The 26,080-nt window shown below is 66.6% G+C and carries 26 protein-coding genes and 2 pseudogenes; 13 read left to right on the top strand and 15 right to left on the bottom strand.

Going from position 1 to position 26,080, the window contains the following annotated elements; genetic code table 11:
* The first annotated feature begins 34 nt into the window (after nucleotides 1–34).
* From ACZYZ3_RS16620 to ACZYZ3_RS16610, 3 genes are all read left to right on the top strand, one after another.
* Nucleotides 35–1,549: a CYTH and CHAD domain-containing protein gene (locus ACZYZ3_RS16620; protein ID WP_463964915.1), complete on the top strand. Its 1,515-nt coding sequence runs from the start codon at nucleotides 35–37 to the stop codon at nucleotides 1,547–1,549.
* 496 nt (nucleotides 1,550–2,045) lie between these two features.
* Entirely contained in the window at nucleotides 2,046–2,432 is a 387-nt protein-coding gene (locus tag ACZYZ3_RS16615) for a hypothetical protein (protein WP_463964914.1), read from the top strand.
* Nucleotides 2,425–3,006: a hypothetical protein gene (locus ACZYZ3_RS16610; protein ID WP_463964913.1), complete on the top strand. Its 582-nt coding sequence runs from the start codon at nucleotides 2,425–2,427 to the stop codon at nucleotides 3,004–3,006. The genes ACZYZ3_RS16615 and ACZYZ3_RS16610 overlap by 8 nt, the downstream gene beginning before the upstream one ends.
* Before the next feature lie 77 nt (nucleotides 3,007–3,083).
* Here the strand turns inward: ACZYZ3_RS16610 and ACZYZ3_RS16605 are convergent, their stop codons facing one another.
* The 5 genes from ACZYZ3_RS16605 to ACZYZ3_RS16585 form a co-directional block, all read right to left on the bottom strand.
* Entirely contained in the window at nucleotides 3,084–3,338 is a 255-nt protein-coding gene (locus ACZYZ3_RS16605) for a hypothetical protein (protein ID WP_463964912.1), read from the bottom strand.
* A gap of 189 nt (nucleotides 3,339–3,527) precedes the next feature.
* Nucleotides 3,528–3,824: an MmyB family transcriptional regulator gene (locus ACZYZ3_RS16600; RefSeq protein WP_463964911.1), complete on the bottom strand. Its 297-nt coding sequence runs from the start codon at nucleotides 3,822–3,824 to the stop codon at nucleotides 3,528–3,530.
* A 218-nt stretch (nucleotides 3,825–4,042) separates the two neighbouring features.
* Entirely contained in the window at nucleotides 4,043–5,056 is a 1,014-nt protein-coding gene (locus ACZYZ3_RS16595; protein ID WP_463964910.1) for an isopenicillin N synthase family dioxygenase, read from the bottom strand.
* Nucleotides 5,057–5,151: 95 nt separating this feature from the next.
* Entirely contained in the window at nucleotides 5,152–6,144 is a 993-nt protein-coding gene (locus ACZYZ3_RS16590) for an NAD(P)-dependent alcohol dehydrogenase (protein WP_463964937.1), read from the bottom strand.
* A complete protein-coding gene (locus ACZYZ3_RS16585) occupies nucleotides 6,144–6,911 on the bottom strand; it encodes a DUF2306 domain-containing protein (protein ID WP_463964909.1) in 768 nt (255 codons plus the stop codon). The genes ACZYZ3_RS16590 and ACZYZ3_RS16585 overlap by 1 nt, the downstream gene beginning before the upstream one ends.
* A gap of 106 nt (nucleotides 6,912–7,017) precedes the next feature.
* Between ACZYZ3_RS16585 and ACZYZ3_RS16580 the strand changes: the two genes are divergently transcribed.
* From ACZYZ3_RS16580 to ACZYZ3_RS16570, 3 genes are all read left to right on the top strand, one after another.
* The gene (locus ACZYZ3_RS16580; protein ID WP_463964908.1) at nucleotides 7,018–7,746 is read left to right on the top strand and encodes a TetR/AcrR family transcriptional regulator; all 729 of its coding nucleotides are present in this window, start codon (nucleotides 7,018–7,020) and stop codon (nucleotides 7,744–7,746) included.
* 79 nt (nucleotides 7,747–7,825) lie between these two features.
* The gene (locus ACZYZ3_RS16575) at nucleotides 7,826–8,803 is read left to right on the top strand and encodes a dienelactone hydrolase family protein (RefSeq protein WP_463964907.1); all 978 of its coding nucleotides are present in this window, start codon (nucleotides 7,826–7,828) and stop codon (nucleotides 8,801–8,803) included.
* A gap of 205 nt (nucleotides 8,804–9,008) precedes the next feature.
* Entirely contained in the window at nucleotides 9,009–9,344 is a 336-nt protein-coding gene (locus ACZYZ3_RS16570; RefSeq protein WP_463964906.1) for a YegP family protein, read from the top strand.
* Nucleotides 9,345–9,385: 41 nt separating this feature from the next.
* Here ACZYZ3_RS16570 and ACZYZ3_RS16565 read toward each other — a convergent pair whose 3' ends face one another.
* Nucleotides 9,386–10,402 carry a hypothetical protein gene (locus ACZYZ3_RS16565; RefSeq protein ID WP_463964905.1) on the bottom strand — a complete coding sequence of 339 codons (1,017 nt, stop codon included), beginning with the start codon at nucleotides 10,400–10,402 and terminating at the stop codon, nucleotides 9,386–9,388.
* A 79-nt stretch (nucleotides 10,403–10,481) separates the two neighbouring features.
* Nucleotides 10,482–10,784 carry a DUF4193 domain-containing protein gene (locus ACZYZ3_RS16560; protein ID WP_463964904.1) on the bottom strand — a complete coding sequence of 101 codons (303 nt, stop codon included), beginning with the start codon at nucleotides 10,782–10,784 and terminating at the stop codon, nucleotides 10,482–10,484.
* A gap of 431 nt (nucleotides 10,785–11,215) precedes the next feature.
* Between ACZYZ3_RS16560 and ACZYZ3_RS16555 the strand changes: the two genes are divergently transcribed.
* A complete protein-coding gene (locus ACZYZ3_RS16555; RefSeq protein WP_463964903.1) occupies nucleotides 11,216–11,554 on the top strand; it encodes a YnfA family protein in 339 nt (112 codons plus the stop codon).
* Nucleotides 11,555–11,923: 369 nt separating this feature from the next.
* Here ACZYZ3_RS16555 and ACZYZ3_RS16550 read toward each other — a convergent pair.
* From ACZYZ3_RS16550 to ACZYZ3_RS16535, 4 genes and pseudogenes are all read right to left on the bottom strand, one after another.
* A pseudogene (locus ACZYZ3_RS16550) lies at nucleotides 11,924–12,354 on the bottom strand (phospholipase D-like domain-containing protein); the annotation flags it as partial.
* A gap of 54 nt (nucleotides 12,355–12,408) precedes the next feature.
* Nucleotides 12,409–12,675 (bottom strand): annotated as a pseudogene (locus ACZYZ3_RS16545) (MFS transporter); the annotation flags it as partial.
* Nucleotides 12,676–12,891: 216 nt separating this feature from the next.
* Nucleotides 12,892–13,791 carry a hypothetical protein gene (locus ACZYZ3_RS16540; protein WP_463964902.1) on the bottom strand — a complete coding sequence of 300 codons (900 nt, stop codon included), beginning with the start codon at nucleotides 13,789–13,791 and terminating at the stop codon, nucleotides 12,892–12,894.
* 760 nt (nucleotides 13,792–14,551) lie between these two features.
* On the bottom strand, nucleotides 14,552–15,760 hold the full coding sequence (locus ACZYZ3_RS16535) for an alanine racemase (RefSeq protein WP_463964901.1): 1,209 nt from the start codon (nucleotides 15,758–15,760) through the stop codon (nucleotides 14,552–14,554).
* Nucleotides 15,761–15,940: 180 nt separating this feature from the next.
* Here ACZYZ3_RS16535 and ACZYZ3_RS16530 point away from each other — a divergent pair, with 180 nt between their 5' ends.
* From ACZYZ3_RS16530 to ACZYZ3_RS16515, 4 genes are all read left to right on the top strand, one after another.
* Nucleotides 15,941–16,576 carry a hypothetical protein gene (locus tag ACZYZ3_RS16530; RefSeq protein ID WP_463964900.1) on the top strand — a complete coding sequence of 212 codons (636 nt, stop codon included), beginning with the start codon at nucleotides 15,941–15,943 and terminating at the stop codon, nucleotides 16,574–16,576.
* Nucleotides 16,573–17,049, top strand: a complete 477-nt coding sequence (locus ACZYZ3_RS16525) for an NUDIX hydrolase (protein WP_463964899.1) — start codon at nucleotides 16,573–16,575, stop codon at nucleotides 17,047–17,049. The genes ACZYZ3_RS16530 and ACZYZ3_RS16525 overlap by 4 nt, the downstream gene beginning before the upstream one ends.
* Nucleotides 17,050–17,159: 110 nt before the next feature.
* On the top strand, nucleotides 17,160–17,486 hold the full coding sequence (locus ACZYZ3_RS16520) for a GYD domain-containing protein (protein WP_463964898.1): 327 nt from the start codon (nucleotides 17,160–17,162) through the stop codon (nucleotides 17,484–17,486).
* A gap of 404 nt (nucleotides 17,487–17,890) precedes the next feature.
* Complete coding sequence (locus tag ACZYZ3_RS16515) at nucleotides 17,891–18,499, top strand: nucleoside/nucleotide kinase family protein (protein WP_463964897.1); 609 nt, start codon at nucleotides 17,891–17,893, stop codon at nucleotides 18,497–18,499.
* 36 nt (nucleotides 18,500–18,535) lie between these two features.
* Here ACZYZ3_RS16515 and ACZYZ3_RS16510 read toward each other — a convergent pair whose 3' ends face one another.
* The 3 genes from ACZYZ3_RS16510 to ACZYZ3_RS16500 form a co-directional block, all read right to left on the bottom strand.
* Nucleotides 18,536–19,723, bottom strand: a complete 1,188-nt coding sequence (locus ACZYZ3_RS16510) for a TerC family protein (RefSeq protein WP_463964896.1) — start codon at nucleotides 19,721–19,723, stop codon at nucleotides 18,536–18,538.
* Between the two features lie 72 nt (nucleotides 19,724–19,795).
* Nucleotides 19,796–20,836 carry a hemolysin family protein gene (locus ACZYZ3_RS16505; RefSeq protein ID WP_463964895.1) on the bottom strand — a complete coding sequence of 347 codons (1,041 nt, stop codon included), beginning with the start codon at nucleotides 20,834–20,836 and terminating at the stop codon, nucleotides 19,796–19,798.
* Entirely contained in the window at nucleotides 20,829–22,190 is a 1,362-nt protein-coding gene (locus ACZYZ3_RS16500) for a hemolysin family protein (RefSeq protein ID WP_463964894.1), read from the bottom strand. Before ACZYZ3_RS16500 ends, ACZYZ3_RS16505 begins: the two co-directional genes overlap by 8 nt.
* 430 nt (nucleotides 22,191–22,620) lie before the next feature.
* Here ACZYZ3_RS16500 and ACZYZ3_RS16495 point away from each other — a divergent pair, with 430 nt between their 5' ends.
* Both ACZYZ3_RS16495 and ACZYZ3_RS16490 read left to right on the top strand, forming a co-directional pair.
* Complete coding sequence (locus ACZYZ3_RS16495) at nucleotides 22,621–24,297, top strand: alkaline phosphatase D family protein (protein WP_463964893.1); 1,677 nt, start codon at nucleotides 22,621–22,623, stop codon at nucleotides 24,295–24,297.
* A 94-nt stretch (nucleotides 24,298–24,391) separates the two neighbouring features.
* Nucleotides 24,392–24,658, top strand: coding sequence for a hypothetical protein (locus ACZYZ3_RS16490; protein WP_463964892.1), 267 nt, complete (start codon nucleotides 24,392–24,394; stop codon nucleotides 24,656–24,658).
* On the opposite strand, the gene ACZYZ3_RS16485 is transcribed toward ACZYZ3_RS16490, so the two are convergent.
* Nucleotides 24,636–25,949: an MFS transporter gene (locus ACZYZ3_RS16485; protein ID WP_463964891.1), complete on the bottom strand. Its 1,314-nt coding sequence runs from the start codon at nucleotides 25,947–25,949 to the stop codon at nucleotides 24,636–24,638. The genes ACZYZ3_RS16490 and ACZYZ3_RS16485 overlap by 23 nt on opposite strands.
* Between the last annotated feature and the right edge of the window lie 131 nt (nucleotides 25,950–26,080).

Here is a 26,080-nt window from a genome sequence, read left to right as displayed (position 1 = left end):
TGCGGCCCGAACTCGAGCGGGCCTACTCTGGTCCATGACCGACTCCGAGATGCTCGAGGTGGAGCGAAAGTACGACGTCGGCGAAAATGACGAACTGCCGGTCCTCGAGTCGTTGCCGGGCGTGGACCGGGTCGGGCCACCCGAGAACGAATCCCTCGACGCCCTCTACTTTGATACCGCCGGCCTGGCACTGGCGTCCCGCGGGATCACCCTGCGCCGGCGGACCGGTGGACACGACGACGGATGGCACTTGAAACTCCCCGTGGCTGTCGGGGAACGTCAGGAATTCACGGTGCAGTTCGGCAACAATCCGGAGTCGGTGCCCCGGCGGCTGCGGAGACTCGTCCAGGTCCATACGAGGGACCAGGACGTGATTCCGGTGGCAAGGCTGAACACCCGGCGCACCACGCAGCGCCTCTTCGCATCCGACGGAACCGCCCTGGCCGACTTCAGTGATGATCGGGTGGATGCCCAGACCCTGGTGGAGCCGCAGGCACACTCCACCTGGCGGGAATGGGAAATCGAGCTCATCGACGGACCCAAGCGGCTGCTCAAAGGCGCCGACGAGCTGCTCGCCGGGACGGGCCACCATAAGTCGGCGATGCCATCCAAACTCGCCCGCGGCCTGGGCGAACAGTATCCCGCCGGCAGCGAACCCGCACCCGGCCCGGATCCCGAGGGACCGGCTTCGGCGGTGCTCCTTTCCTATCTGGGCCAGCAGGTCGAGGCGCTCAAGAAGCATGACCCCGGAGTCCGGGACAACGTGCCGGACGCCGTCCATCAGCTCCGGGTGGCCGCCCGCCGGATGCGATCCGCGCTGGCTACCTTCCGTAAACTTGCCGACCCCGATGTCACCCGATCGCTCCGCTCAGAACTCCAATGGCTTGCCGGCACGGTGGGTGAGGCCCGGGACAACGAGGTGATGCGGGCCCGACTGCTGGAGTTGATCGCCGCCGAGCCACCGGACCTGTTGCTGGCCCCGGTTGCCCGGCAGATCAAGGAGCATTTCGATGCCGCGGCCCACGATGCCCGCGCGAAGGGCCTGACCGCGTTGAAGAGTCCCCGCTACTTCCGGCTGCTCGATTCGCTGGATGCCTTCCTGGCGGAGCCGCCGCTGACCGGGACTGCCGGGAAGGAAGCCCTGCAGACCGTGGGCCGGCTCGTGTCGAAGCAGCGCAAGCGCTTGAAGAAGGAGGTGCGTGCCCTCGACGTCGACTCCGACAGCCCGGCCGCGGACGCCGCCCTCCATAAAGTCCGGAAGAGCGCCAAGCGGCTGCGCTATGCGGCAGAAGCGGCTGCCCCGATTTTCGGGAAACAGGCCACCACGCTGGCACGTGCCGCCGAAGAGATCCAGGAGAGCCTGGGCGATCACCACGACAGCGTGGTCACCCAGGACCTGCTGCGCGAATTGGCCGCCAAGCATCGCGGAAAAAGCGCGTTCACCTACGGGCGGCTGCATGCCCTCGAACAAGCGGCCGGGGAGGAATCCCGCGAGCGGTTCTTCCGCACGTGGAGCTCGTCTCCGCCCACGCCGCTCCGCTGGAAATAGGTGGCCCCCGGCGTCAGCGACCCGGGGGTCGAATGACCAGCACGGGGCTGTGGAGGTGTGCGTCCAGCCTCGCAGCCAGGGTCTGGCGCCTGCCCGGAACAAAGAGTCAGACGGTTATTAGCCCACTCCCAGCAGCACCGGCCCCGGCGGAAATTTCCTGTCCGCCGCGGCAGGCCGATCGTCGCCCGTGGAGTCCATTAGCGGGGGCCGGTAGCGCGTGCTGCCGGCAGATCCATAATCGACAGGCTAGCCATCGTGCGGATTCAAGCCCAGCATTCGCCCGGAAGGCTGGCCCCGATGCCGCGGGTGCTTCCCGAGCCGTCCTCACTGGGAGGCCGGAGGCCCGGGATCGCGGCACATCAGGCGCCGGAGGGTGATAGCTTCTGTCCATGGTTCACGGGGAAATTGTTCCGAAGCGCAGGGCTGTCATTGCGGCGGGGGTAGGATCCGCGGCGCTGGCCGCCTATTCGATCGCCGGCGCCTTCCAGACTCTCGTGTGGAATCCGATGGCCGCGGTCCCGGGCGCAACCTTGACGAAATATACACAGCCCTCGACGACGCCGGCGAGTCCCTGGGCGCTCCCCGGGTGATCGCCTGGAGTGCTGTCGGAGGGGCCTTGGCTGCCGTTGCCCTGATAGCAACAATCCTCGCGAAGGCGCCACGCGCGAGCGACGTGACCGCCGGGTACCTGGCTTTGATCGTCCTCGCGGCGCCGTCCCACTGGTTCGTCGCGTTTACGGGAGGCCTGGGCATTGCCGATGCCTTCGCGACCCCAGGGGGCGATCATGCGCCGTGGGGCGGGCTGCTCTATACCGCCAGCGGTCTCGCTTTGCTGGCTCTGGTGGGACTGGCCGTCCGGGGAAAGAGGCTCCCAAGTGCCTGAAGCCACCGCCGCGCCGCAGGATCCCGCCCGACACCGGCGAGTCCCGGTCCTGGCCGCCGCCCGGGCCAGTCTGGTGTTGGTGGTCCTCGCTTTTTCCGGCTGCGCGGGTTCCTCCTCCGGAGACGGCGAGCCGCCCTGCTTCCCGCCGGTGTTTTCCGTGTCGCCGTCGAGCGCCAAACCAGGCGACACCGTGACCGTGAAGGCTCCGGACGCTGACTGCAACCCGCGCTACGGCGCGAATGCCCGCATCCAGGTAACCATGACCGACGCCGCCGGCCGGGACGTATTGACCGCGACCGCCCCGATGAACGACGCCGGGGGCTTCAGCTACAGTTTTGAGGTCCCCACCGGGACCGCTGCGGGAGAGTCGGCCCTCACGGCGATGCCCTTCAACATCGACTGGTGCGACGACACCGGCAGAAACAACCGGGCTGCGGGCGCGGGAGCGGCCGGGGTTTCGAACGGATGTCGTGCGTCATTCCGCAGGAGCCACTGGCCATCACCCTGGGCTGACCAAGCCGGGTGGCACGTAACGGCCACTGCAACGCAACGCGGGGTCACCTCGCGCCCATAATCCGCCGCCGGATGAACCGGAAGTGACCCCGCGTTGCGTCTCCGCGGTGAACCGGGGCACGGGCCGGCGGCCAGGGGTCAGCGGCCAGCCAGCGGGCGTCTGCGCCACGCGAGGATCAGCAGCACCAGACCGATCGGGACGAGGGCAACAGAGGCGTAGAAAATGGTCCGTTCGGCCATGGTGGGTGCAACGATCTGGCTGAACAGTCCGGTGCCCAGGGCAGGATCCAAATCCAGGCCCAGCGCCTCAAGTCGCATGTAGCGTGAAAATGAAACGACACGCACGGCAAAGGCGACGGCCATCCCAACGGCAAACAGGACTACTCCCAGCATGAACATAATCTGGCTGCGGTTGAACACGGTTCCCCCTAAGAGTTGTTGACCTCCCCTGGCACATGGAGCCTACCCGTCACCGCGGGCAACATGGCTCCCCCACTGCATTTCGGGCTGTCCGGCCCCTGGGCCAGGGATTCCCGCATTCTTGTTGCTGGGCTGCTTGGCCCGGATCGCCACGTTTGTCTCCTATGGAGCCGCATTCGCAGCCACGGCGCCCGCCTCCGCATCACTCGTGGCAATCCAGCTGGCCAACAGTCCCAGCGCCTCCTCGGCAGCCGAGCCTGGCTCCGCGCTGTAGACGACCAGGGACAACCCTGGATCAGCTGGCAGATCCATTGCCTCGAACGCGAGGTGCAGATCGCCCACGACCGGGTGGTGGATGTCCTTCAGGCCGGTGTGGTGATAACGCACGTTGTGGGCCGCCCACCGGACGCGGAACTCCTCGCTTCGCATGGACAACTCCCCGAACCGGGCGAGGTTCACGGGCTCCTGGCGCGGCGCGGCGCCAGGAACTGGCGGATCTCGTTGCGGTTGTCCGTGCCATCCACCCTAGAAGGCCTGCGGCCTCCCTGGGAGGTTCCCCCGTTACCTGTACAACAGGGCCTTCCGGCTGGCACAGGGCGTTCCGTGGCATTCCGGGGCGCCGCTTCCGCCGTCGGCCCTCACCGTGATCGGGCCGACGGCGGCGCGAGCGGGGCGGCTCAGCTGTTCTGCAGGTCAGAGTGGTGCTCGGCTACAACGTTCGGGTGTGCCCGCAGCCGGTAGCGCAGGGCGTTGTCCCCGTACGTTTCGAGGATGGGGCTGTTTGTCGGGTCGACGGACAGGCCGCGGGCCTTGGCCTGGAACTCGGGGCTGACCGCGAGCTGGGGCATCGTCGCGTCCAGCGCCGGGTTGAAAAAGAACGGAAGCGATATCCGGTCGGTACCGCGCAGGGGCGAAATCACCCGGTGCAGGGTCGCCTTGAGGTATCCGTTGGTTGCCAGTTCGAGCATCTCGCCGATGTTGACCACGAACGTTCCCGGCACCTGCGGGGCGTCGATCCACTGCCCTTGGTACTCGACCTGCAGCCCACCCTTTCCGGGCTCCACGAGCAGCAGCGTCAGGACGCCGCCGTCGCGGTGGGAGCCCACGCCCTGCTTGGGCTCGGGGTCGGACTCCCCCGGATACCGCACAATTTTCAGCAGGGGAAAGGCCCGTGCCGCGAATGCCTCATCGAAAGTGTCCTCGGCCGCCCCGAGGGACACCGCCAGGGCACGCAGGAGGGTCAGCGAAATGTCACTCAGCCGCCCGGTCCACTCCTGGACAATGCCCCGCATTTCGGGGAGGGCATCCGGCCACAGGTTGGGGCCCTCAAGACGCCAGTAGTCGGCGACGCCTGGCCCCTGCTCCACCACGGCACGCTCAACGCCGATATCGATTTGCTCCCGCCAGTCGACGGCGCCGTCCGTGAGCTCGCCGCCGACCCGGGTGTAACCCCGGAACTGCGGGCTGTTGACGTTCTCGACCGCGAGCTTCTGCTCGTCAGGGAGCTCGAAGAAACGTCGGGAGACGTCGACGATGGAATCCGTCAGCTCCTGCGGGATGCCGTGTCCGGCCAGGTAGAGGAAGCCGACCTCATGCATGGCGTTGCGGAGGTCATCGCGGAACCGCGAGGCCTCCTCCGGGCCCGCGCTCAATCGGGAAAGGTCCAGGACGGGCAATGATTTGAGTGGCACCTTATTAGTCCTTTTCGATGTACATGGCAAGCTGGCGGCTGTACTTTCTCCAATATTACGGAGTTGTAGGTGGCGTGGGGCATTCGCATGTCGATTTAAGACATTCCGGCGGCTGCGCTGGCCGGCATCCGCAGGATGACGTTGCCCCTTTTGCGCCCCGCGTCCACGAAGCGATGCGCTGCGACGACGTCGGCAAGGTTGTAGCTGCGGTCCCTGACCGACCGGTAGTGCCCCTGTTCCGCAAGACGGACGAGGAACGCCAGATCCTCGGCCGCGTACGTAACGCTGCCCGCGGTGACGAGTTTTCCGCTCGCCCGGCTCCGCCAGGGGGCCAGCAGTATTCCTTTAAGGTCGGCGACGACGAGCAGCAGCGCCCCGCCGGGGTTGATTGTTGCCGCGGCCCGCTCGAACGGGAGATTGCCGACACAGTCCATGACGACGTCGTAGGTCCTGCCCTCAGTAGTGACGTCAACGGCTGAGTAGTCGAGCACCCTGTCCGCGCCCAGTGACGCCACCAAATCAGCGTTGGCGGCGCTGCTCACGCCCGTAACATGGGCACCCGATTGCTTCGCGAGCTGCACGGCGGCCGTTCCCACGGCGCCGGACGCTCCGTTGACCAGGACCGTGTGGCCCGGGTTGATGCTTGCGCGGCTGAGGAAGACCCGTGCGGTGAGGCCGCCGAAGACGAGTGTCACGGCGTCCTCGAACGTCATGTTGCGTGGTTTGGCTGTGATGGCGCCGTCCGCGGGCACACAGGCAAACTCGGTGTGCCCGCCAAAGCTGGCGCCGAGCATCGCGATCACCGCGTCGCCGGGCTGGAACTTCGTGACGTTCGCACCAACAGCCTCGACGACGCCGGCTATGTCCATCCCCAGCACGCGGCGTCGCGGCCTGTAGAGGCCCAGCGCCGGCGCGGCCAGCATCCCCAGCCCGCGGGGAATATCGCGGCCGCGCGCGCGGTGATCCGCGGCGCTCACCGTGCTCGCATGCACCTTAACCGCCACCTCGTTGCTGCCGGGCAGTGGCTTGGCTATCTCCTCGACCCGCACGACGTCCGGAGGTCCGAACTGCCGGTACACGGCGGCCATCACCTGGCCACCCCCGCAGCGGCGCGGTCTGAGCGGTCTGAGCGGTCGGCGCGGCCGGAGCGGCCGGAGGGAGTGTGCGTGCGCACGGAGCGTCGGGCGCGCCGATGGATGACGTACTCGGCCACGGCCAGGTTGATCACCCAGGCCGCCGCCATCAGCAGCGCCCGGGTCAGCTCATCGGGCGTTCCCACGAGCAGTATCCAGGCCAGAATCACCAGGGCCTGGGTTCCGGCCGCGACGCCGAGTGCATAGCCGCGCGTCATCCACGCGCCGTGCCGGACATAATCCCGGTTCCTAAGCGCGATCACTCCCAGGACGATGCTGACCAGCATCGCCGAGCCGAAGAGCAGCCGAACCGGGACGTCTGTGTCGCCGTCCGGGAGGGGGTAGAAAGCCGACATCCACAGTCCGGAGAGGGCGGCAAAAAGGCCCGCGGGAATGAGAATGCCCCCGGCGACGCGGTGCCAGCCGCGCCTGCCCCGCAGCGCGGGAACGAACTGGAACGCCCCGAGCAGGCTGTAGATGGTGGCACTGACAATATGGACCACGACGGGAACCGGGGAGGCAAAGAACCTTGCATTTTGTGGCGTGATGGCGGCTTCCCCGGCCAGCTCCGTCATCCGCGACGCCCCGGCGATTACCGGAATGAGGCTCAGGAGGATCAGGGCGGCGGGTACAGCCCACGAGGGTCCGCGACGTGGCCTGGGGCGCCCGGTGGGTTCAAGGGCACTGCTGGGTTCGCGGGCGCTGCTGGGTTTTAATGTCATGGCCTGGTCCTCAGCTCAGGGGGTGTACTGCGTACACCCAATGGCCCTACGGTAGGTGTACGGCGTACACTTGTCAAGAGGGTGCCGCTAGGGAAAGGTTGTCGGGATGACTCAGCAGCTGGAGGCCACGGCCCGCACGCCCCTGAACCGGGAGCGGGTGCTGCAGGCCGCCGTCGAACTCGCTGATGCCGCGGGCTTCGAGTCGCTCAGCATGCGCCGGCTCGCCGAGGAGCTCGGGGTGGTGCCGATGGCGATCTATAAGCACGTCGCCAACAAGGATGAGCTGCTCGACGGGATGGTCGCGGCCCTCATAGGCGAAATCGCTCCCCCGGCGCCGGAACAGGACTGGAAGAGCGCCGTCCGCCTGCGGGTGCTTTCGGCGAGGCAGGCGCTGCAGCGGCACCCGTGGGCCCGCCAGGCCATCGAATCGCGGACCAACAAGACGCCTGCCGTCCTTGACTACATGGACTCGTTCACCGGCATGTTCCTGGCCGGCGGTTTCTCCGCCGATCTCACGCACCACGTGATGCATGCCATCGGAGGCCGTATGTGGGGCTTCACCCAGGAGCTGTTCGACGCGGGGGGCCGGAAGGCGGGGTCCCCGGCAGAGATTCCACCGGAAGCCCAGTCCGCCTTGCTCGAGCAGATGGCGGCCCGCTATCCGAACATCTTCGCGATCGCCATGTCGATGAACCACGATGCAGAGTCGGTGGTCGGGCATGGCTGCGACGACCAGTTCGAGTTCGAATTCGCGCTCGACCTCCTCCTCGACGGTTTTGAGCGGCTGCACGAGCAACGCTGGTCATCGACGCAGGCGAAGCTGGACCGCACGTAGGTGGCCTTCGAATCCGGGACTCCCCTTGCCGGATGAGGGACTTCAGAGGAGGATATGCGCACGCTCCAGGAGGGCTTTCATGACCAAGCTTGGCAAGTTTGAGAAGTACCTGATCGAGGAATTCTTCGATGATTACCGTGCGGGCGCCCTGAGCCAGCGGACGTTCACGCGCCGGGTGGCTTTCATCACAGGGAGCATGGCCGCAGCCTCGGCGGCGATGCTGATGGTGGGTTGCACGCCGGAGGAAGTCCCGCGCAGCACCGACCCTATGCCCACCCCCAGCCCCTCGCCCGCGGGCACGGGGGCCGGCAGCGCGTCCCCCGGCCCGGTGGCAGGGGCCAAGAGCCCACTCTCGGTTCCCGAGGGAGCGCCCGGCCTCGTGACAGAGACCGTCCGGTTCCCTGCCGGGGGAGCAGCGATCAGCGCCTACCTTGCCCGGCCGGAGGCGGGGGCGTCCGGACCGGCGGTCCTGATCTGCCACGAAAACCGCGGGCTGACCCCGCACATTGAGGACGTGGCACGGCGTTTCGCCAAGGCCGGCTTCGCTGCCCTCGCCGTGGACCTGCTCAGCAGGGAAGGCGGCACCGCGGGGATGGACCGCGACGCCGTCCCGGGGGCGCTGACGACGGCCGGCGCCCAGCGCCATGTCGCCGATTTCGCGGCGGCGTTTGATTATCTGCTGACAAAGGACTTCGTCGAAGAGGGGCGGATCGGCATGACCGGTTACTGCTTCGGCGGGGGCATCACCTGGCAGGCGGCGACGGATCTTCCCGGGCTGAAGGCGACCGCGGCATTCTATGGTCCGTCCCCCGACTTGTCGAAAGTCCCGGCCATCAAGCCAGCGGTTTTCGGCATCTACGCCGAACTCGATCAGCGGATCACCGGCGCACTGCCGGCGCTGAGGGATTCCCTGGCCGACACGGACGTCCGCCACCAGCTCACTGTCTATCCCGGCGTCGACCATGCCTTCCACAATGACACGGGGCCGCGCTACGTCGAAGCGCAGGCCACCGCCGCCTGGAACGACACGCTGGCCTGGTTCACCAAATACATCTGAGCCGTTGTTGCACAACTTTTACCCAGGGTTTACGTGCCTTGTCTTGCGGGCCCCACGGGGCCTGCAACAGACTGGTCATCACCAGAGGAACTGATCTTTCGTGATCGGTCGACAAGAACACCGGGACTCGGACGCAGTGGTGCGTCCGGCCTGATCCACGGTAGTGACGCCGAGGCGCAGGCTTTCCCGAACCGGGAGGATGGCGATGGCCGGAAAATTCGAATTGTTTGTTGACGCGGAGTCGAAGTTCCGATTCCGGCTCAAGGCACCGGACGGCACCGTGATGGCCGTGTCGGCTGCGTTCCGCGACAAGTCCGCCGCTGTCGCCGGCATCGCTGCCGTGCGTGAGTGCGCCGGGATGGGGCTGGTCAGCGACCTGTGCTCCGAGGCAACCGCGCAGGGCCGGGTCCACGACTCGGCGTCCAGCGTGGGAGCCCCGCAGGCCCGCCACGACTGGCATAAGCGGGCCGACGCCTTCCACACCCGTGCCAAGACCATCCGCCGGGCAGCATCATCGCCCAGATGGACGGGCGCAGCGTAGGCCGTGCGGGAACGACGGCGGTCACGGGCCCACCGTGTGGGCTACGGGGGCATTCCGCCCTCGTACCACCGCAGGACCCGCAGCGCTCGCAGGGTGTTCCAGCGGCTGGGCCGCCCGTCACCGTCCTCAAGCTCAAAGTGGACCTGCCCGGGATGCGTGTTCTCCAGCAGCCACGTGCCGTCGGCCTGCCTCTTGGACCGAAGCAGCTCAATTGCCTCGGCCAGGCGCAGGTCGGGCGGGCCACCGGCGGACCGGAAATACTCCAGGGCACGGAGCACGTCGTAATGCCAGCGGGTCGGAAAGGAGAATTCCAGCCACGCCGGATCAATGACCTTGCCGTTGCTTTTGCGGCGGAACAGCCGTCGTTCGAGGAGATACTCCTCGCCCCGCTGCCGCGCCTCGGTGGATTCCGCGGAACCGCCGGTTGACTGCTCGTGCGCCAGCAGGCCTTCCAGCACGTTGATCGTTGTCGCGGCCGAGGACACGACGGCGCCGTACTCCGCCCAGCAGTTCCACCCGCCGTCCTCGAGCTGCTCGTTGACAAGACGGGCAACCACGCCGTCGACGTCCTGGCCGAAGTAGGCGCCGAGCCTAACGGCCATGCCGTTGATGCAGGGCTCGACCTCGCCGGTGAAATAGGGCTGTCCGCCCTCCTCCCAGCGGCAGTTGTCCCGCACCAAGGCCACCGTCCGGCGGATCTGGTCATTATCCGGGTCCACGCCGAAGTCACGCAGCTGCAGGAGACTGTATGTGGTGGCGGTCCAGGGCTGGACCCCTTCGCCGGCTCCTTCGGGCCCACCGGAATCCTCCGGGCTGTCCGGCGTGCCGGCTCCATCGGAGGGCCCGACGTCGGAGTCGCCGCCCTGCCCGGGAAAATACGCTCCCCCGGCCCATTGTCCGTCCTCGCCGCGCAGGGCCAGCAACCGCCTGCCCCATCCGTTGGTAACCACCCGTGCGCGCTCCGCGGCCACGACGTCGGCGGGAGCGCCGGCAAGATCCTGGAGCGCCTGCCATCGAACGGAAGGATCAGAATCCAACAGCCAGTCCGCTACGGTCATGCGCCGATTCTAAGTGCTCCCATGGTTTCCGTCACCGACTGCAGTGCCGCTGCCACTGCACCGGATTTGTCCGCTGCTCCTAGCCCTCGCAGTCCAGGCAGTAAGCGTGGCCGTTCTTTTCCCGCGCGATCTGGGACCGGTGCCGGACCAGGAAACAGGAATAACAGGTGAATTCATCCTCCGCCTGGGGGATGACCTGGACGATGAGTTCCTCGGCGACGAATTCTCCGCCGGGGACGATCGAGTCGTCCAGCGAATCCGTCTCGTCCAGCTCGCGGGCCACGCTGCGGGCGTCCGGAGCATTCGCGGATTGCAGTGCCTCAAGGGACCTGTCCTGCGATTCCTTAACGTCGGAACGTACTTCGTCGTAATCGGTTGCCACTGCCGTGATTCTCTCTTCGTCGGATTGCGTGTCGGATAGCTGTTCAACAGACGGAACCGCCCGGGTATTCCCCGCACGACAATTTCAATACTTTACACCCCGGAACGAGCGGCCGTTAACGGCTTTCCGATCGCCGTCCGCGGGTTTTAGTTTGTACATTCGTTCGATTTACAGCTATATTCTGGTGAGTTTCTTTGGGGGAAATTATGAACAAAGCGCAGCGGCGCGCCCACGTGGAGGCGCCTTGCCGGGAGTGCGGTTCGCGGGTCATCCCGACCTGGAAAGACGAGCGCTCTGCGGCTTCCAGCCAGCCCGACTGGAGGGTGAGTGCCCGGCAGTGCAGCCGCCAGGCATGCGTCCTCAATGACGCTCAGAACTGGCGGGAGTCGTGAGCCGCTGCTGACCCGCAGGCTCCCTGCCATGATGGTGGCGTGACTATCGCAAAATCCGTTCTGCTGTTCGTGATCGCCGCCATAGCGGAAATCGGCGGCGCCTGGCTGGTTTGGCAGGCGGTCCGTGAAGGCAAGGACTGGTGGTGGGCCGGGCTGGGCGTCCTCGCGCTGGGCGCGTACGGTTTCGTGGCGACCCTCCAGCCCGACGCGCACTTTGGCCGCATCCTCGCAGCCTATGGAGGCGTTTTTGTGGCCGGCTCGCTTGCGTGGGGCGTGATGTTCGATGGATTTCGGCCCGATCGCTGGGACATTATCGGCTCCGTGGTCTGCCTGTTTGGCGTGGCCGTGATCATGTTTGCGCCACGAAGTGCCTGCTAGCCGACCGGGCGTCGCAGACGCCCTGTTGCATCCGCCGCCATCGTCGGTGCTGCCGGACTCGTCTGGTCCGCGGCCCGGACGGCCAGCGTGCCCGCGCCGGAAGTTCCCAGCCGGTGGCCAATGCGCAACGGGTCCGCGGTGCCAGCCACCGTTTCACCTCCCCGGCGGTCGCCGCAGTGGCGGACGAGGGCTCCAGGGACGGATCCGGAAAGACGCCGAGGACGGCAAGGCCCTGGAGGTCGCCAGCACACCCACCATCTTCCTCACTGGCAGGGAACTAATGCTGAACACAGAAGCGGACGGCAGCTGCTCGCCGACGCTGCCCGGTAGGCGCGGTGCCTCGACGCCCCGCCCCGAGCCGCTCCGGCGCTATTGGAGGGGCGCTGTCAGACGGGCCAGATTGTCGAACACCTTCTGGGCTACGGGCCGCCGGAGCCAGTCTTGAAGTTGGAGTTCAAAACTGCTCATCCGGTACGCGTCTTCAATCTTGCGGATCGCGTCCACAAAGCCGCGCCCATGCGCCAGGACCGACGCCTCATGTTGAAGCTGAACGACCGGACGTCCATGGTGCTGGACCCAATCACCGCAACCTCCTCGTCGATGGTGAAGTGCTTGGAAGGCAACCCCCTGGGGGCCCGGTAGAGGTAGATCCTGACGCCGGCGCGGAGCAGCGCCTCGTTGTACGAACGCTGCGCGTGGTAGACCATGCTCTGGTCTCCAATCTCGGAAACGAAGCGTCCGACGCTGAGTCCCCGGGCGGCGGCCGTGACGATTGCCATCATGATGGATTCGTCCGGCACGTCGCGAACAAGCTTGATGCCGGAGAGCACCACCGCGATGATCAGCGCCTCGAGCATGAACGCAACGCGCCAGGACAGGAACGTGGTGATGAACCCGCCGAGTAGGGGCCCCACAGCCGCGGCAATCGCCGCCGAGGCGCAGACCAGGGCATAGACGCGTTTCTGCTCAGCACCCTCGGATTTGCCATGGATGAGGGCCTGCATGGCGGGCAGCAGGAGCGAGGCGCCCAGGCCGCCGATCACGGCCCAGAAGATTTTGATCGGGAGGAGGCTCTGCGCCATCGCCACGGCGCCGATGGCATAACAGACCAGCCCGATCACGTAGGCGCGCTTCCGCCCGATCAGGTCGCCGATTTTTCCGCCGATCAAGGATGAGAGCGGCGGACACCAGCGCTTCGAGCGCAATCGCCGATTGGAAGCCGCTCAGGTCGCCCTCAGCCAGGCGCGGTCGTAGGAGCGGAGCTGGCCGGCGATGGGCAACCCGGGCGGGCGCCCCCGCTGCAATTCTTTCATCCCTGTCCCCTCTGTCGTGACTCTTCAGGAGTCCGGTCCGGTCTGGTCCGGGTGCAGCAGCGTGGCCGGAGGGCTAGGTGCGCCGGACCTGCTCAGGACGATCAGCCACGCGAAGACCAGCGAGGCCGCGATGAGCTCCACAGCGGTGAGGTTGTAGTAGCCGACCCGGAACAATCCCATGCAGGCGAGGAGAATTCCGATGAGGATGATGCCGCCTTCCAGCTGTCGCACGCGGCGTCGCGACCGCGCGGCATCTGCCGTCGATTCGAGCGTCCTGGTCGAGTATCCGGCCAGCGTGGTGACCACGACGCCGGCAACGATCAGCGTGATGTTGAACGCCGCCCCCGAGACGTCGGAACTCGTGCCGAGGGCACTGAGATTTTCCTGCCACGACAACGGGTCTTCTGCGGTGAGCATGCTCGTCAGGACACCTGTGACGAGGAAGACGGCCAGCAGCGCGGCGAGCCGGTAGGCGTTCATGGTGACTGCCGAGAGGTACGCGATGTAGGCACTGATGGCTCCGGTGACCCCGACGAGGATTGCCGCGGCCAGGGGGTACAACACTGCCCTCACGAACGCCCGCTGGAAGATGGAGAACAGCGCCAGCCAGCCGAGGAGGAAGATGCAGGCATGAGCCAGCGCGAGGGCGGCGGTGTCGACGTCATTGCGTGTTCCGCCACCCGCGGGTGGTTGGTTCGATTCCGGCCCACGGCGTTGCAGGGACCCGGCCACCACCGCGGCCGCACCGAGGATCGCCGTCCCGTGCGGGGCGATGTCACCCGCCGAACCCCGTCCGGACAAGGCAACAGGCTCCCGCCCCACAAGCACGAAAGCCATTACGCCGAGGATGAAGAAGCCCGCACTGCCGATGATGAGCGCCCGCGACTCGGCCGTGACCGCACCATGTTTCTTCAGGGTTGTCATGGTTCACTTCGCTTCGCCTGGGCTCAGGGGTTCCTGGAGAGCCGCCGCTGACCGGCGGCTCGTCCTGCTGGGGCGAAACGCCGCGGCCCTGGTTTGTTTCCGGGTACCGCCAACGCTACGACTGCCGCGGCCGGGTGCCGTCACACGGAAAGGATGAATCCGTCCGTCGACCCTTGTGATGCACGCATGAGATATCGCTCGCCGTTCCTGCCAACAGGGTGTTCAATGGTAGTAGGTCCGCGCCTCTGCCGAACGCTGCGGGGTGTTGGACCGAGTACGTCTACTTGCCGGAGCCGATGCGGTCCGGTGCGAGACGGGGTCGGCGACGCTTGAGAGCCCTCTGAGACCGGGGTTCTCTCCCCCCAGTCGTCGTCGGCCCCCTTGGCCTCCTGGTCCCGAGCGCAGCAGGGCCCGCGTGGACCTTGGCAGCCGGGTGCTTGAGGTGATCCCGACGCCGGGGCACTATCCTTCCGCCGTCGCCATTAATGACGTGGCCACGGGCATGCTGCCCACCGAGGACACAGTCCATCCCGGCCGGCCTTCTGCGCAAAATTTTCCGGCCTTCCAGGATTCAATGCGCGCCCTCTGCGACTTCAGCGCGGCACATCGGATCAGGGTTGGTTCTTGGCGACCACATCGAAAATGTCGGCCCGGCCGTTCCGGGACTTTCCGCTCGGCTCAACCAGGCACCCCGATGAGGCGCCCCTACCCCTGACGGTCGGAGACCCGCTGGCCCGGAGGCTGAGGCAGCAGGAGCCGTTCACGGTTGCCGGCCGGCGGCCAGGGGGGACCGGTGGAAGTCCGTTCGCCATACACCGGCGGCTTGTCCGCCGCCGTCGGTGACGACGTACTCGGGCCAGCGGTCAAAGGCCGAGCAGGGGTGGGATATCCCGAAGTCGACCACATCGGTAACGTCCAGCCCGCTCACCCCGGAAAGGACGGCGTGGTGGTCGAACAGGTTCCGCACCACGGCGGTTGCCTCGTCCCTGGGGGCGCCGTCCGCGGTGTGGGCTGATAGGAAAACCGGCAGCCCGTCGTCGTAGGGCAGGTCCCGTTTGCCGGCCCCTACCACGGCCATTCCCGCTTCAGGCGTGGACAGGACGACCGCCCGGACCGAAACCGCGGGAATCAGGCCCGGCAGCGGGCTGACGCTGGCGTAGGTGCCGTGATCGTGCGTGACGTAGCGGCCGGACCTGAGGATCCTTCGGGTTCCGGGCACCAGGCTGTCGTCCGGAAGGTACTCCACGACGCGGTCCGGGAAGGCTGACCCGCCCATGGAGTAGATAGGGGCGGCGGTCTCGAAGAACTGCGCGGCGCCCAGATACACATCCCGCACCAGCCTGCAGTGCCGGTCGACGGCGTCGACCGTGGACTCCGACCGGCTGTTGGGCACGACGCCTTCGTAACCGGCGACACCGGCGAGCCGGAGTCCGGGCGTCCCGTGGACCAGCCGAGCCAGCCGAAGGGACTCATCGAGGCTCCGGGTACCCGTGCGGCCGCCCGGTGTCCCGACGTCGATCAGCACCTCAAGGCTGACGGCGGCCCCGGGAAACACCCGGGCTGCCGCCTCGACACCGGCAGCAGAATCCACGAAGCACCGGATTTCCCGCCCGGAATCTTCCTCCAGCCAGGAACGAAGGCGCATCAGGCCGTATTGGTCGACGACCTCGTTGGCCACAAGAACGTGCCGGTGGCCCCAGCCCAGCGCCGAGGCGACCTGGTCCGCGGTGGCGACGGTGACGCCGACGGCGCCGGCAGCCAGCTGGCGGGCGATGACCGGGGCGGACATCGTTGTCTTGACGTGGGGGGCCAGCTCCACGCCCCGCTGCCCGCACCAGGAGGCCATCACCCGGATGTTGTTGTCGAGGGCAGCGATATTGAGCCGCAATTGTGGATACGCCGCGGCCGCTGGCATCTCCGCCACGGCATTGTCACCGGGTCCGCTCTGGCGCTGCATCGGGCTGCTCACGCGGCTATTGTGCCATGCCGCCTGCCGCCTGCCGGATCCGGCCTGCACATCCGGGCTGCAAAGTCCGATCCGCCAGGCACGCCTCGCAGTGCCCGCTGATTTTTTGAGTCGCCGGTTCCCGCCCGGGAGGATAATGGCAGCGAGAGAGAGCCAGCAGCCACTGCGGACGGGAGGGGCCGAATGCAAACGCCGCCGCGCATCACGGTGGAGGTGCCGGTACTCACCATCGGCTCCGGGCCCGCGGACTACGAGGAACTGGGCAGCCAGGTCGACGCGCTGCGCCGGCAGCGCGGGCTGCACCTGACCCTGCTGCACATCGGCGTCCTGGCGGACTTCGCCCGGGACATCGCGGAGTGGACCAGGGGCATCACGACCGCCGAGGACGCCGCCGGCACGGCGTCTGCCTGGCTGGAGGGGCTGCCCGTGCTCGGAGGCTTTTCCGGGACATCTGAGCGGCTGGTCCTGCTGGGCGGCGGGCGCGTGAGCGGGCTGGAAGTGGAGGTGCCCCCGCATGTGCGGGACTTTCAGGTTTCCCTCGTGAAGGCGCTGCACGAGCTGCTGGACGAGCTGCTGGTGGACAATGTCGATGACTTTATCCTCGGCTCACGCGCCCTCGGTTTCAGATATCCCCGCTGGACACCGCACATCGCTGTCGGCCGCCCCAAGTCGAGGGGCCGCGGGCCGTGGGACATCGACCCGGTGGCCATCGAATTTGGCGAATCACGGATCCGGAACCGCCAGTTCCTCCCGACCAGCGGCACCGGAGCAGGGCGGGACCAGGACCCCGGTCCGCCCGGGACAGGCGGCGGGCAATGACAGTCCGGAGCGCTGGTATTCTGTTGTACCGCCTGTGCGGTGGAGGGGACGTGGAGGTGTGGTTAGCCCATATGGGCGGACCGTTCTGGGCGCGCAGGGATGCCCGCGCGTGGTCGATTCCCAAGGGCGAATACGTTCAAGCCGAGGACCCGCTGGCCGCCGCGGAACGTGAATTCGCCGAAGAAATGGGGGCTCCTGCACCCTCTGCCGACTACTACGAACTCGGTGTCTTCCGGCAACCCTCGGGAAAGGTGATTACGGTCTTCACCGCCGAATCCGATTTCGCACCCGACCGCATCGTGAGCAACACCTTCTCCCTGGAATGGCCGAAGGGATCCGGCACCGTTCGCGACTACCCCGAGATCGACGATGCCAGGTGGACCGGTGTGGGGGACGCCCGCACCAGGCTGGTCGGCGGCCAGCTGCCGATCCTCGACGCGCTGATCCAACATCTGAAGAGCCTCGGCACCTGAAGGGCGCGTCCGCCGGCCACCTCACTGACCGCCGCAAGCCATTGCTGGCCAGGCAGCGGACTGTCATCCTTGGGTAATCCGCACTCCGGAAGCGAACGAAAGGAAAGACAATGCCGCTCTATCTGTCGAAGTTCAGCTACACCCCTGAAACCTGGGCCAGGATGATCAAAAACCCAGAAGACCGCGGCAAAGCCGCCCAGGCCTATATCGAATCGGTCGGGGGAAAGCTCCACGGTTTCTGGTACGCCTTCGGCAGCCACGACGGCTACAACCTGTGGGAGGCCCCGGACAACGTGTCCATGGCCGCCGTGGCGCTGGCAATCACAGGAGGCGGAGCGCTGAGTTCGCTGGAAACAACAGTGCTGCTGACCGTCGATGAAACGCTGGACGCCCTGCGGATGGCCGCGGAGGTCGGGTACCGGGCTCCCGGTACCTGACGATCCCGTCCCACGCGCAGAGAGGACTCCTTGATGAATGCAACCGAACCGACCGGGCGCCGCGAGCTGTCCGCCGTCCATCGCGCGGCGAGCCTCTAGGGGCGCGTCTAATCAGTTGCACCAGCCGGGCTGTGGTGCTGGCCCTGCGGGGCCACGCAGACGAGACGACGCCCGCTGCCGCGGCCGTGACCCTCAGCATCGTGGTCATTGGTTCCCTGCTTGGGCCGCCACAAAGCCCTGATCATGTTCGCCGAAGTAGTGTTGAGCCTGGTGGTCATCGGGCTTGAACTGCTGGCGCACAATCTCTGACAGCGGCACCGCGGACGGCCCCAGCCGGGGGATCAAGCCGGGCGTCCATTCGTTGGGGTGGGTAGCGGCCCAACACCCCCACCAAAGGAGACTGCTTGCTGATCGTGCTCACCGGAATTGACGGTTCAGGAAAAACGACGGCGGCACGCGCCCTGGTTGATGCCGCCCGCAGCGCGGGGAACGGGGCCCTGTTTCTCGGCAACTATGCCGGTCGCCGACAGATGTCCCTGATCAGTGCCTGGCTCGGGATCCACCTGCCCCCGCGGCTGGCGGACGTTCTTGAAACTGCAGTTCGGACGTTTAATGTCTTGAATTCACACCGCCGCGCGAGGCGATTTACCGGCCTGGTGGTCATGGACCGGGACCTGCATTGCCAGCTCGCGCTGCGCCGGATACACGGACTGCCCCGGGGTCGGGTGCTGCCGTTCCTCATTCGCGCGCTCCCCCAGCCCGATCTGCTGATCTACCTCGACGTTGACCCCCGCGAGGCGCATGCACGGGTCCTCGCGCGAGGCACCGACTCCGAGCGGCTCGAAGACCTTCAGTCCTTGCACGAGGCGTACCGGTCCCTCCCGGAATTCCCGGCGTTTACCAGCATCCCCGCCGGCGGGCAGCCAGCCGAGGTGCTGGCCCGGCTGCAAGCCGTCATCACCCATGCCTGCGTAGGGCCGGCCGGGGGTCGCTCCCCCGCCGGCCCCGCCTGACAATGCTCTGACCGGAGACCCGGCCGGGCCCGGCACCTACCGTGCGAGGTATTCCTCGTGCTGCCGGTGTGCTTCCGCAACCAGCGCCCGGATTTTGTCAATGTCCTTGGCCTTGTTGCGGTACTTCGGATCCATGGTGAGAATCTGGGCCTCTTCGTCGGTCAGCATCCGGTACATCCGCTCACGTTCGGATGAGTCAGCGGTGTATTCCAGGTCAAGGTAATTGACGGCGTGCCGGCGCGCATTGTTGATGGAGGTCTGGGCTTTGCCGGCCTTGCTCAGCAGCGACGCCACGACAGTCAGGATCAGCACCCCAACGATGACGGTCAGGGAGGTGGCCGTGCTGATCTCGATGACGGGAACCGGCTGGCCGTCGTTGATGAACGGCAGGTTGTTCTCATGCAGGGCGTGGAGCACCAGCTTGACCCCGATGAAGGCGAGAATGACCGCCAGGCCGTACGCGAGGTAGATAAGGCGGTCCAGGAGCCCGTCGATCAGGAAGTACAGCTGGCGCAGGCCCATCAGGGAAAACGCGGTGGCGGTGAAGACGATGTACACGTTCTGGGTCAGCCCGAAGATCGCCGGGATCGAGTCCAGGGCAAAGAGAATGTCGGTGCCGCCGATGGCCACCATGACCAGCAGCATCGGCGTCAGCGCCCTCTTGCCATTCTGGATGGTGAAGAGCTTGTCCCCGTCGTAGTGCTCCGTGGTGTGGAAGAGCTTCCTGGCGATGCGGATTATGAAATTATCGGCCTGGTCGTCGCCGTGGGTGTCCGGCCGGAGCAGGTTGCCCGCAGTGATCAGCAGAATCAGTCCGAAGATGTAGAACACCCACGCGAAGGAATTGATGAGCGCGGCGCCCAGCAGGATGAATCCGGTGCGGGCGATCAGCGAGAAGACGATGCCGAAAAGCAGCACCTTCTGCTGGTCTTCGCGGGGCACCCGGAAACTCGCGATGATGATCAGGAAGACAAAGAGGTTGTCGACCGAGAGCGCCTTTTCCGTGATGTAGCCGGCGAAGTACTCCGACCCCATCGCGGTGCCGCCGAAAACCCACACCACGATACCGAAGACGACCGCCAGGCCCACGTAGAGGGCCGACCACGCGGCGGCCTCCTTGAGCGTGGGCACATGGGCTTTGCGGATGTGGAAGAAGTAGTCGAAGGCCAGCAACGCCAGGATGACGGCAATGGTGACGGCCCAGATGAGGGGGGAAACGGTCATGGTGCTCAACTTCCGTGAAGGGTCCGGCCGCTGCGGCCGGTTCGGTCAGGTGACTCAGATGATCTGGGGAATTTATGCACTGGTGGCATCCTGCACCTCGCCGACGAGTTCCTCAATGATGTCCTCGAGGAACAGCACGCCGGTTGTCGTGCCATGGGCGTCAAATACCCTGGCCACGTGGGCTCCGGTGCGGCGCATCACGGCCAGCGCGTCCTCGAGTTCGCTGCCGCTGAAGGCCGATGCCAGCTTCCGGATCCGCTTGGCGGGTACCGCCTCGCTGAACGCGGCCGCCGTCGTGAGGTCCATGACGTCCTTGAGGTGCAGGTAGCCGGTGGGGGCGCCGTCGTCGTCCGTGAGGATGTAACGGGAGTAGCCGTGCGCCGCGACCGCCCGCTGGATGTCCGCCGGGGTGGCGGTCGAGGGCAGCAGCACCATGTCAGCGATCGCCACTTCCACGTCGGCGACCGTCTTGGCCGTGAACTCGAAGGCCGCGGTCAGGGTCCCGCTGGTGTCCGTCAGCATCCCGTCCCGGGTGGACTGCTCCACGATGTTCGCGACCTCGTCCAGCGTGTAGGCGCTGGTGGCCTCGTCCTTGGGCTCAACTTTGAAGAGCCGCAGGATGGAGTTGGCGATGCCGTTGAGGGTCCAGATGACCGGTTTGAAGACGCGGGCCACGAGCACCAGCGGGGGGGCCAGGAGCAGCGCCGCCCGCGTCGGAACGGAGAAGGAGATGTTCTTCGGCACCATCTCGCCGAACACCACGTGCAGGAAGGTCACCAGCAGCAGGGCGACGACGAACGCGACGATGCCGATCGTCTCGGCCGACAGGGAGGTCAGGCCAAGGGGGATCTCCAGCAGGTGGTGGATCGCCGGTTCCGAGACGTTGAGGATGACCAGGGAACACACCGTGATGCCGAGCTGGCTGGTCGCCAGCATCAGGGTGGCGTGCTCCATCGCCCACAGGGTGGTCTTGGCGGCCTTGCTTCCAGCCTCGGCCTTGGGCTCGATCTGCGACCGCCGGGCGGAGATGACGGCGAATTCAGCACCGACAAAGAAGGCATTGACGACCAGCAGGACGACGAGCCAGATGATGCCTGGCAGATATTCACTCATGGGTCAGCTCCTGCGTGAGATTGTCGATGATCCGGTCATGGGCGCTCTGCGGGGGTTCCGTGGATTCGTCCGGGGTAAACCGGAGCCGTTCGACGTGCGTCCCCACCACGCGTTCCACCCGGAGCGTCCCGCCGTGGATGGCCACCTCGTCGCCGAGTTCGGGGATCCGGTCCAGCCGGTCCGTAACGAACCCGGCCATCGTGTCGTACTCCTCCCCGTCCGGGACGGTGATGCCGGTCCGGTCCAGGAGTTCATCCGGCCGGAGGGAGGCATCAAAGGTCAGCGAACGGCCGGTCCGCACGACGCCGGTTCGGGCACGGTCGTGCTCGTCTTCGAGCTCCCCGACGATTTCCTCCACCAGGTCCTCGAGCGTGACGATGCCGGCGGTGCCGCCATGCTCGTCCGAGACGATCGCCACCTGCAGGCCTTGCCGGCGGAGGAGACCCAGGAGGGTGTCGACGCCCATGGACTCAGGCACCCGCAGCGGCTCGATCATCAGGTCGGATGCCGAGACTCCCGACCGGTCGTCGAGGGCCACCGCGAAGGCCTGCTTGACGTGCAGCACACCAATTACGTCGTCCCGGTCCCGGCCGATCACCGGGAAGCGCGAATAGCCGGTGGCGGTCGCCCGGCTGACGATTTGCTCGGCCGTGTCGTCGGATCCGATCGTGGCCATCCGCACGCGCGGGGTCATCACGTCGGCGGCGCTGTGGTCCGAGAACCGCAGTGTCCGGTGCAGCAGGGCAGCGTGGTCCAGGTCGAGGACGCCTTCCAGCGCGGACCGGCGGACCAGGGAGCTCAATTCCTCGGCACTGCGTGCACCGGAGAGCTCTTCCTTGGGTTCGATGCCGAAGGACCTGATGATTTTGTTTGCGGTGTTGTTGAACAGCACAATCACGGGCTTGAAGACCGTGGTGAATAGCGTCTGGAACGGAACCACCACTTTTGCCGTGGCCAGCGGGAGGGCCAGGGCGAAGTTCTTGGGGACAAGTTCACCAATCACCATGGAAAAGATCGTGGCCAGGAAGATGCCGACGACGGCCCCCACGCCGGGGACAACTGACTCGGGGACGCCGGCGCTCGTCAACGGTCCGCTGAGCAGTTTGCTGATGGCCGGCTCAAACGTGTACCCGGTCAGCAGGGTGGTCAACGTGATGCCGAGTTGCGCGCCGGAGAGGTGTGTCGACGTGATCTTAAGGGCCTTGATGGTCGGTGTCAGCCGTTTTTCCCCGCGCGCCTGGCGGGCTTCAAGGTCGTTGCGGTCCAGGTTGACCAGGGCGAATTCGGAGGCAACGAACATTCCCGTGCCGACGGTCAGGACGAGGCCGACGCCGATCATGATCCATTCATACATTCGGGCGCCCCTCTCCTGCGGTGGCCGGGAATCCGGTCAGGGAGTTGAGGGGCGAGGGCATATGTGAGGGGGGGTCATCCATAGTGCCTGACAGTCTATCCGCCCGGCCGTGACGCCGCGCAGCAATCCGCTGCAGGCGAACCCGTCATCCGGCCATCTGCCGGTAACTCGCTGCCGGGAGGAACCACACCTTTCCACGGCGGCGCCGGTGACGAACCGTTCCTGAGGGCAGTCATTCCCGGCGGACGGCTGTTCACCGGCGACCTGGAATCCACGATGAAAGCCCAGGTGCAGGCCTGCGGCGGCGTGGCTGGCAAGGACCTCGATTCCTGCGACCACAAGGACTGCGACACCACGAAAGCATCCGGTCCGTCGGATCATTTGCCGCCAAAGCATGGCCGCACCGATGTCGAGCAGGTAGAACTGAGTCATGACTACCTCACCCCTCGTGCTCGGCCCGATGATGCGGTACGTGGATGAGACCTCAGCAAGCATCTGGGTGGAGACCCGGGCCGCTGCCCGGGTTACCCTTCGCGCCGGCGGCCGGGAATGGGTAGCCGCCACCTTCGCGGTTCACGGCCACCATTACGCCCTGGTGGAACTGGACGGCCTGGAGCCCGGCACCGTCACGCCGTACTCCCTCGACATCGACGGAAGCCAGGTCTGGCCCGATCCCGCATCGGAGTTCCCGCCGTCAATGATCGCGACGCTGCAGCCGGGCAAGCCGCTGCGGATGGCCTTCGGCTCCTGCCGGACCAGTGTGCCGCACGATGAGGCCGGCAACCGGACCCACGGCGTCGACTCGCTGCGGGCGTATGCACTGAAGATGGCCTCCGGCGATAATCCGCCGTGGCCGGATCTGGTGGCCTTCCTCGGCGACCAGGTGTACGCCGACGTGACCAGCGAGCAGATGCAGGAGTTCATCCGTGCCCGGAGGGACATCGATGAACCGCCCGGCGAGGAACTCAAGGACTTTGAGGAATACGCCCACCTCTACAATCTGGCCTGGTCAGACCCTGCGAACAGGTGGCTGCTATCCACGCTGCCCAGCGCCATGATTTTCGATGACCACGACATCCGCGACGATTGGAACACCTCATTCAGCTGGAAGAAGGAGATGGAGGCCACTTCCTGGTGGCATGGGCGGATTGTCGCGGGGCTGGCCTCGTACTGGGTTTATCAGCATCTTGGCAACCTGTCACCGCGGGAGCGGGCCGAGGACGCCATCTGGCAGCTGATCGCCGGGCACGTGGACGAGGATGAGATCGATGTGAGCGCCGAGCTGGACAGGTTCGCGGACCAGGCCGATCAGGACCCCGGATCGTACCGGTGGAGCTACTGCCGGGATTTCGGGGACACGCGGCTGATTGTGGTGGATTCCCGAGCGGCCCGGGATCTGACGCCGGACGGCCGCGCCCTGTTGGACAAGGTGGAAATGGCCTGGCTGGACGGACGGATGCGCGGCGGTTTCCGCCACCTGCTGGTGGCAACGTCGCTGCCTTTCCTGCTGCCGACGGGACTGCACTACGTCGAGTCCTGGAATGAGGCCATTTCCCGGGGTGCATGGGGGAAACCTGCCGCGCGGGCCGGCGAAAAACTGCGCCAGGCGGTGGACCTTGAACACTGGGGCGCCTTCCAGAACAGTTTCCAGGAAGTGGCGGCCATGGTGACCGAGGTCGCCGACGGCAAACGGGGCCCGGCGCCGGAAACCATCGCTTTTCTCTCCGGAGACGTCCACTACTCTTACGTTTCAGAAGTCGACCGCTCCTCCGGCAGCCGGATTGTGCAGGCCGTCTGCTCCCCCATCCGCAACCCGCTGCCCCGGCTGATGAGGTCCTTCGCGGCCATCATGTCCTACGGACTGGCCACCCCGGTAGGCGCCCTGGTGGCCCGCTCGGCAAAGGTCCCGGACCCGCCGTTTCGATGGTCCGGCGTCAAGGGGCCCTGGTTCGACAACAACCTGGCCTGCCTGGAAGTGGCACCGGAGGGGTTGAAGCTGTGGTGGCAGACCGGCGTCGTGAACGGCGGTGACCACCTGCATCCCGGACTCAAGCGCGTCTCCTCCGTCACGGTGGCCCCGCGGCGCGACGGGGCGCCCGCCGGGTGAGCCCGGACCCAGCACACCAGTTCGGGGAATAGCCGGAAGCTTCGAAGACTTGTTCTCACTGGGCGGCCGAGGGGCCGCCAGAAAAGGACCCTCCATGCCGACTGCTTTCGTGCCGTTCACCCTGCTCGCCACCGCACGGGAAGGCCACCAGCACGCCTTCCAGACGGATATTGAGCGGCTGGTATCCGACCACCGCGCTCCCCTGTCCACCGTCAGGTCCACGGCGACGACGGCGTGCCTTCGGGGCGCGATCGCGAAAGGCGAGCACACCGCGACCGAGGCGGGCCTTGCCACGTTCCTGGCAGACCGCCTGGTCACCCACGGCATTTACCTTAACCTCACGGTCCGTCTGGAGCCTTAGCCCGGAGGGGCGGTGGGTGGTGGTCGGTGCCGCGCATGCGGACGGCCACCAGGAGACCCGAGAGGGCCGTGAGTCCGGCGACGACGCCGACGGCGGCCGGAATGCCGTACGCGTCGGCGATGATGCCGGAGAGCAGCGCGCCGACGGCGAAGCCGCCGTCGCGCCACAGCCGGTAGATGCCCACGGAGCGGGCCCGCCATTCCGGGTGTGCGACGTCGCCGATGGCGGCGAGCAGGGTGGGGTAGACCATCGCCGTGCCGAGGCCCAGGAGCACGGCCGCGGCCAGCCAGATCCCGAAGTCCTGGCCGACGGCGATCATCGCCAGGGCGGCGGCCTGGAGCAGCATGCCGCCCACGATCAGCCATTTCCGGCCGTATTTGTCCGACATTGCTCCGGTGACGAGCTGCGCGGCGCCCCAGACGGCGGGGTAGACGGCGGCCAGGATACCGATCCTTTCGATGGTCAGTCCGGCGGCGGCGAAGAGGACGGGGAAGAGTCCCCAGGCGAGGCCGTCGTTGAGGTTGTTGACCATGCCGGCCTGGCTGACCGAGGAGAGGGATTTATCCCGGAAGCTGGTGAGGGTGAAGATGTCGCGGTTGCTCAGGTCGCCGTGGGCGTTGGCGTGGGCGGACGTGTGGTTCGCGGCTTCAAGCTTGGCGTGGCCCCGGGTTTCCTTTACGGCGAAGACCGAGAGGCCGAGGCCCAGTGCGATGTAGGCGGCGCCGAGCAGGAACGGTCCGGGGCGCAGGCCGTAGGTGGCGGCGATGTAGCCGGTGGCCAGGGCGGTGCCGGCGACACCGAGGTACCCGGCCGCTTCGTTCAGGCCCATGGCGAAGCCGCGGCGTTCCGGGCCGACGAGGTCCATTTTCATCATGACGGTGGTGGACCACGTGAGGCCCTGGCTGATGCCCAGGATGACGTTGGCCGCCACAATCCAGCCCCAGGAGGGTCCGAAGATCAGCATCAGCGGGACGGGCAGGGCGATGACCCAGCCGGCGACCAGGACGGGTTTGCGGCCGTAGCGGTCCGAGAGGGTGCCGGCGAAGTAGTTGGTGGCGGCCTTGGCGAGGCCGAAGGCGAGGATGTAGGTCAGCGCGGACGTGTAGAGGTCGAGGTGGAAGACCTGTCCGGCCAGCAGCGGGAGGACCGTGCGTTCCTGGCCCAGGGTGCCGCCGACGAGGGCGTTGACGGCGACGAGGAGGATGAACTGCGCCAGGTTCTGCCGCAGGCCGAGCGTGGGGGCGGGGCGACGATGCCGCTGCTGCAGCGGGTTGGTGGTGCCGGAGTTCATGGTGCTCCATGTGGTGCGGACGAAGTGTGGCGGACGAAGCGTGGCGGCGGCCCTGGTGTTCAGGGCCGCCGCCACAGGGTTGCGGTTAGGTGCTGGTGGTGCCGGTCAGCTGGCGGGGACGGTTTCGTGGG

The sequence above is a fragment of the Pseudarthrobacter linnaei genome (genome assembly GCF_055412825.1).
This window is presented reverse-complemented; position numbering and strand designations above follow the sequence as displayed.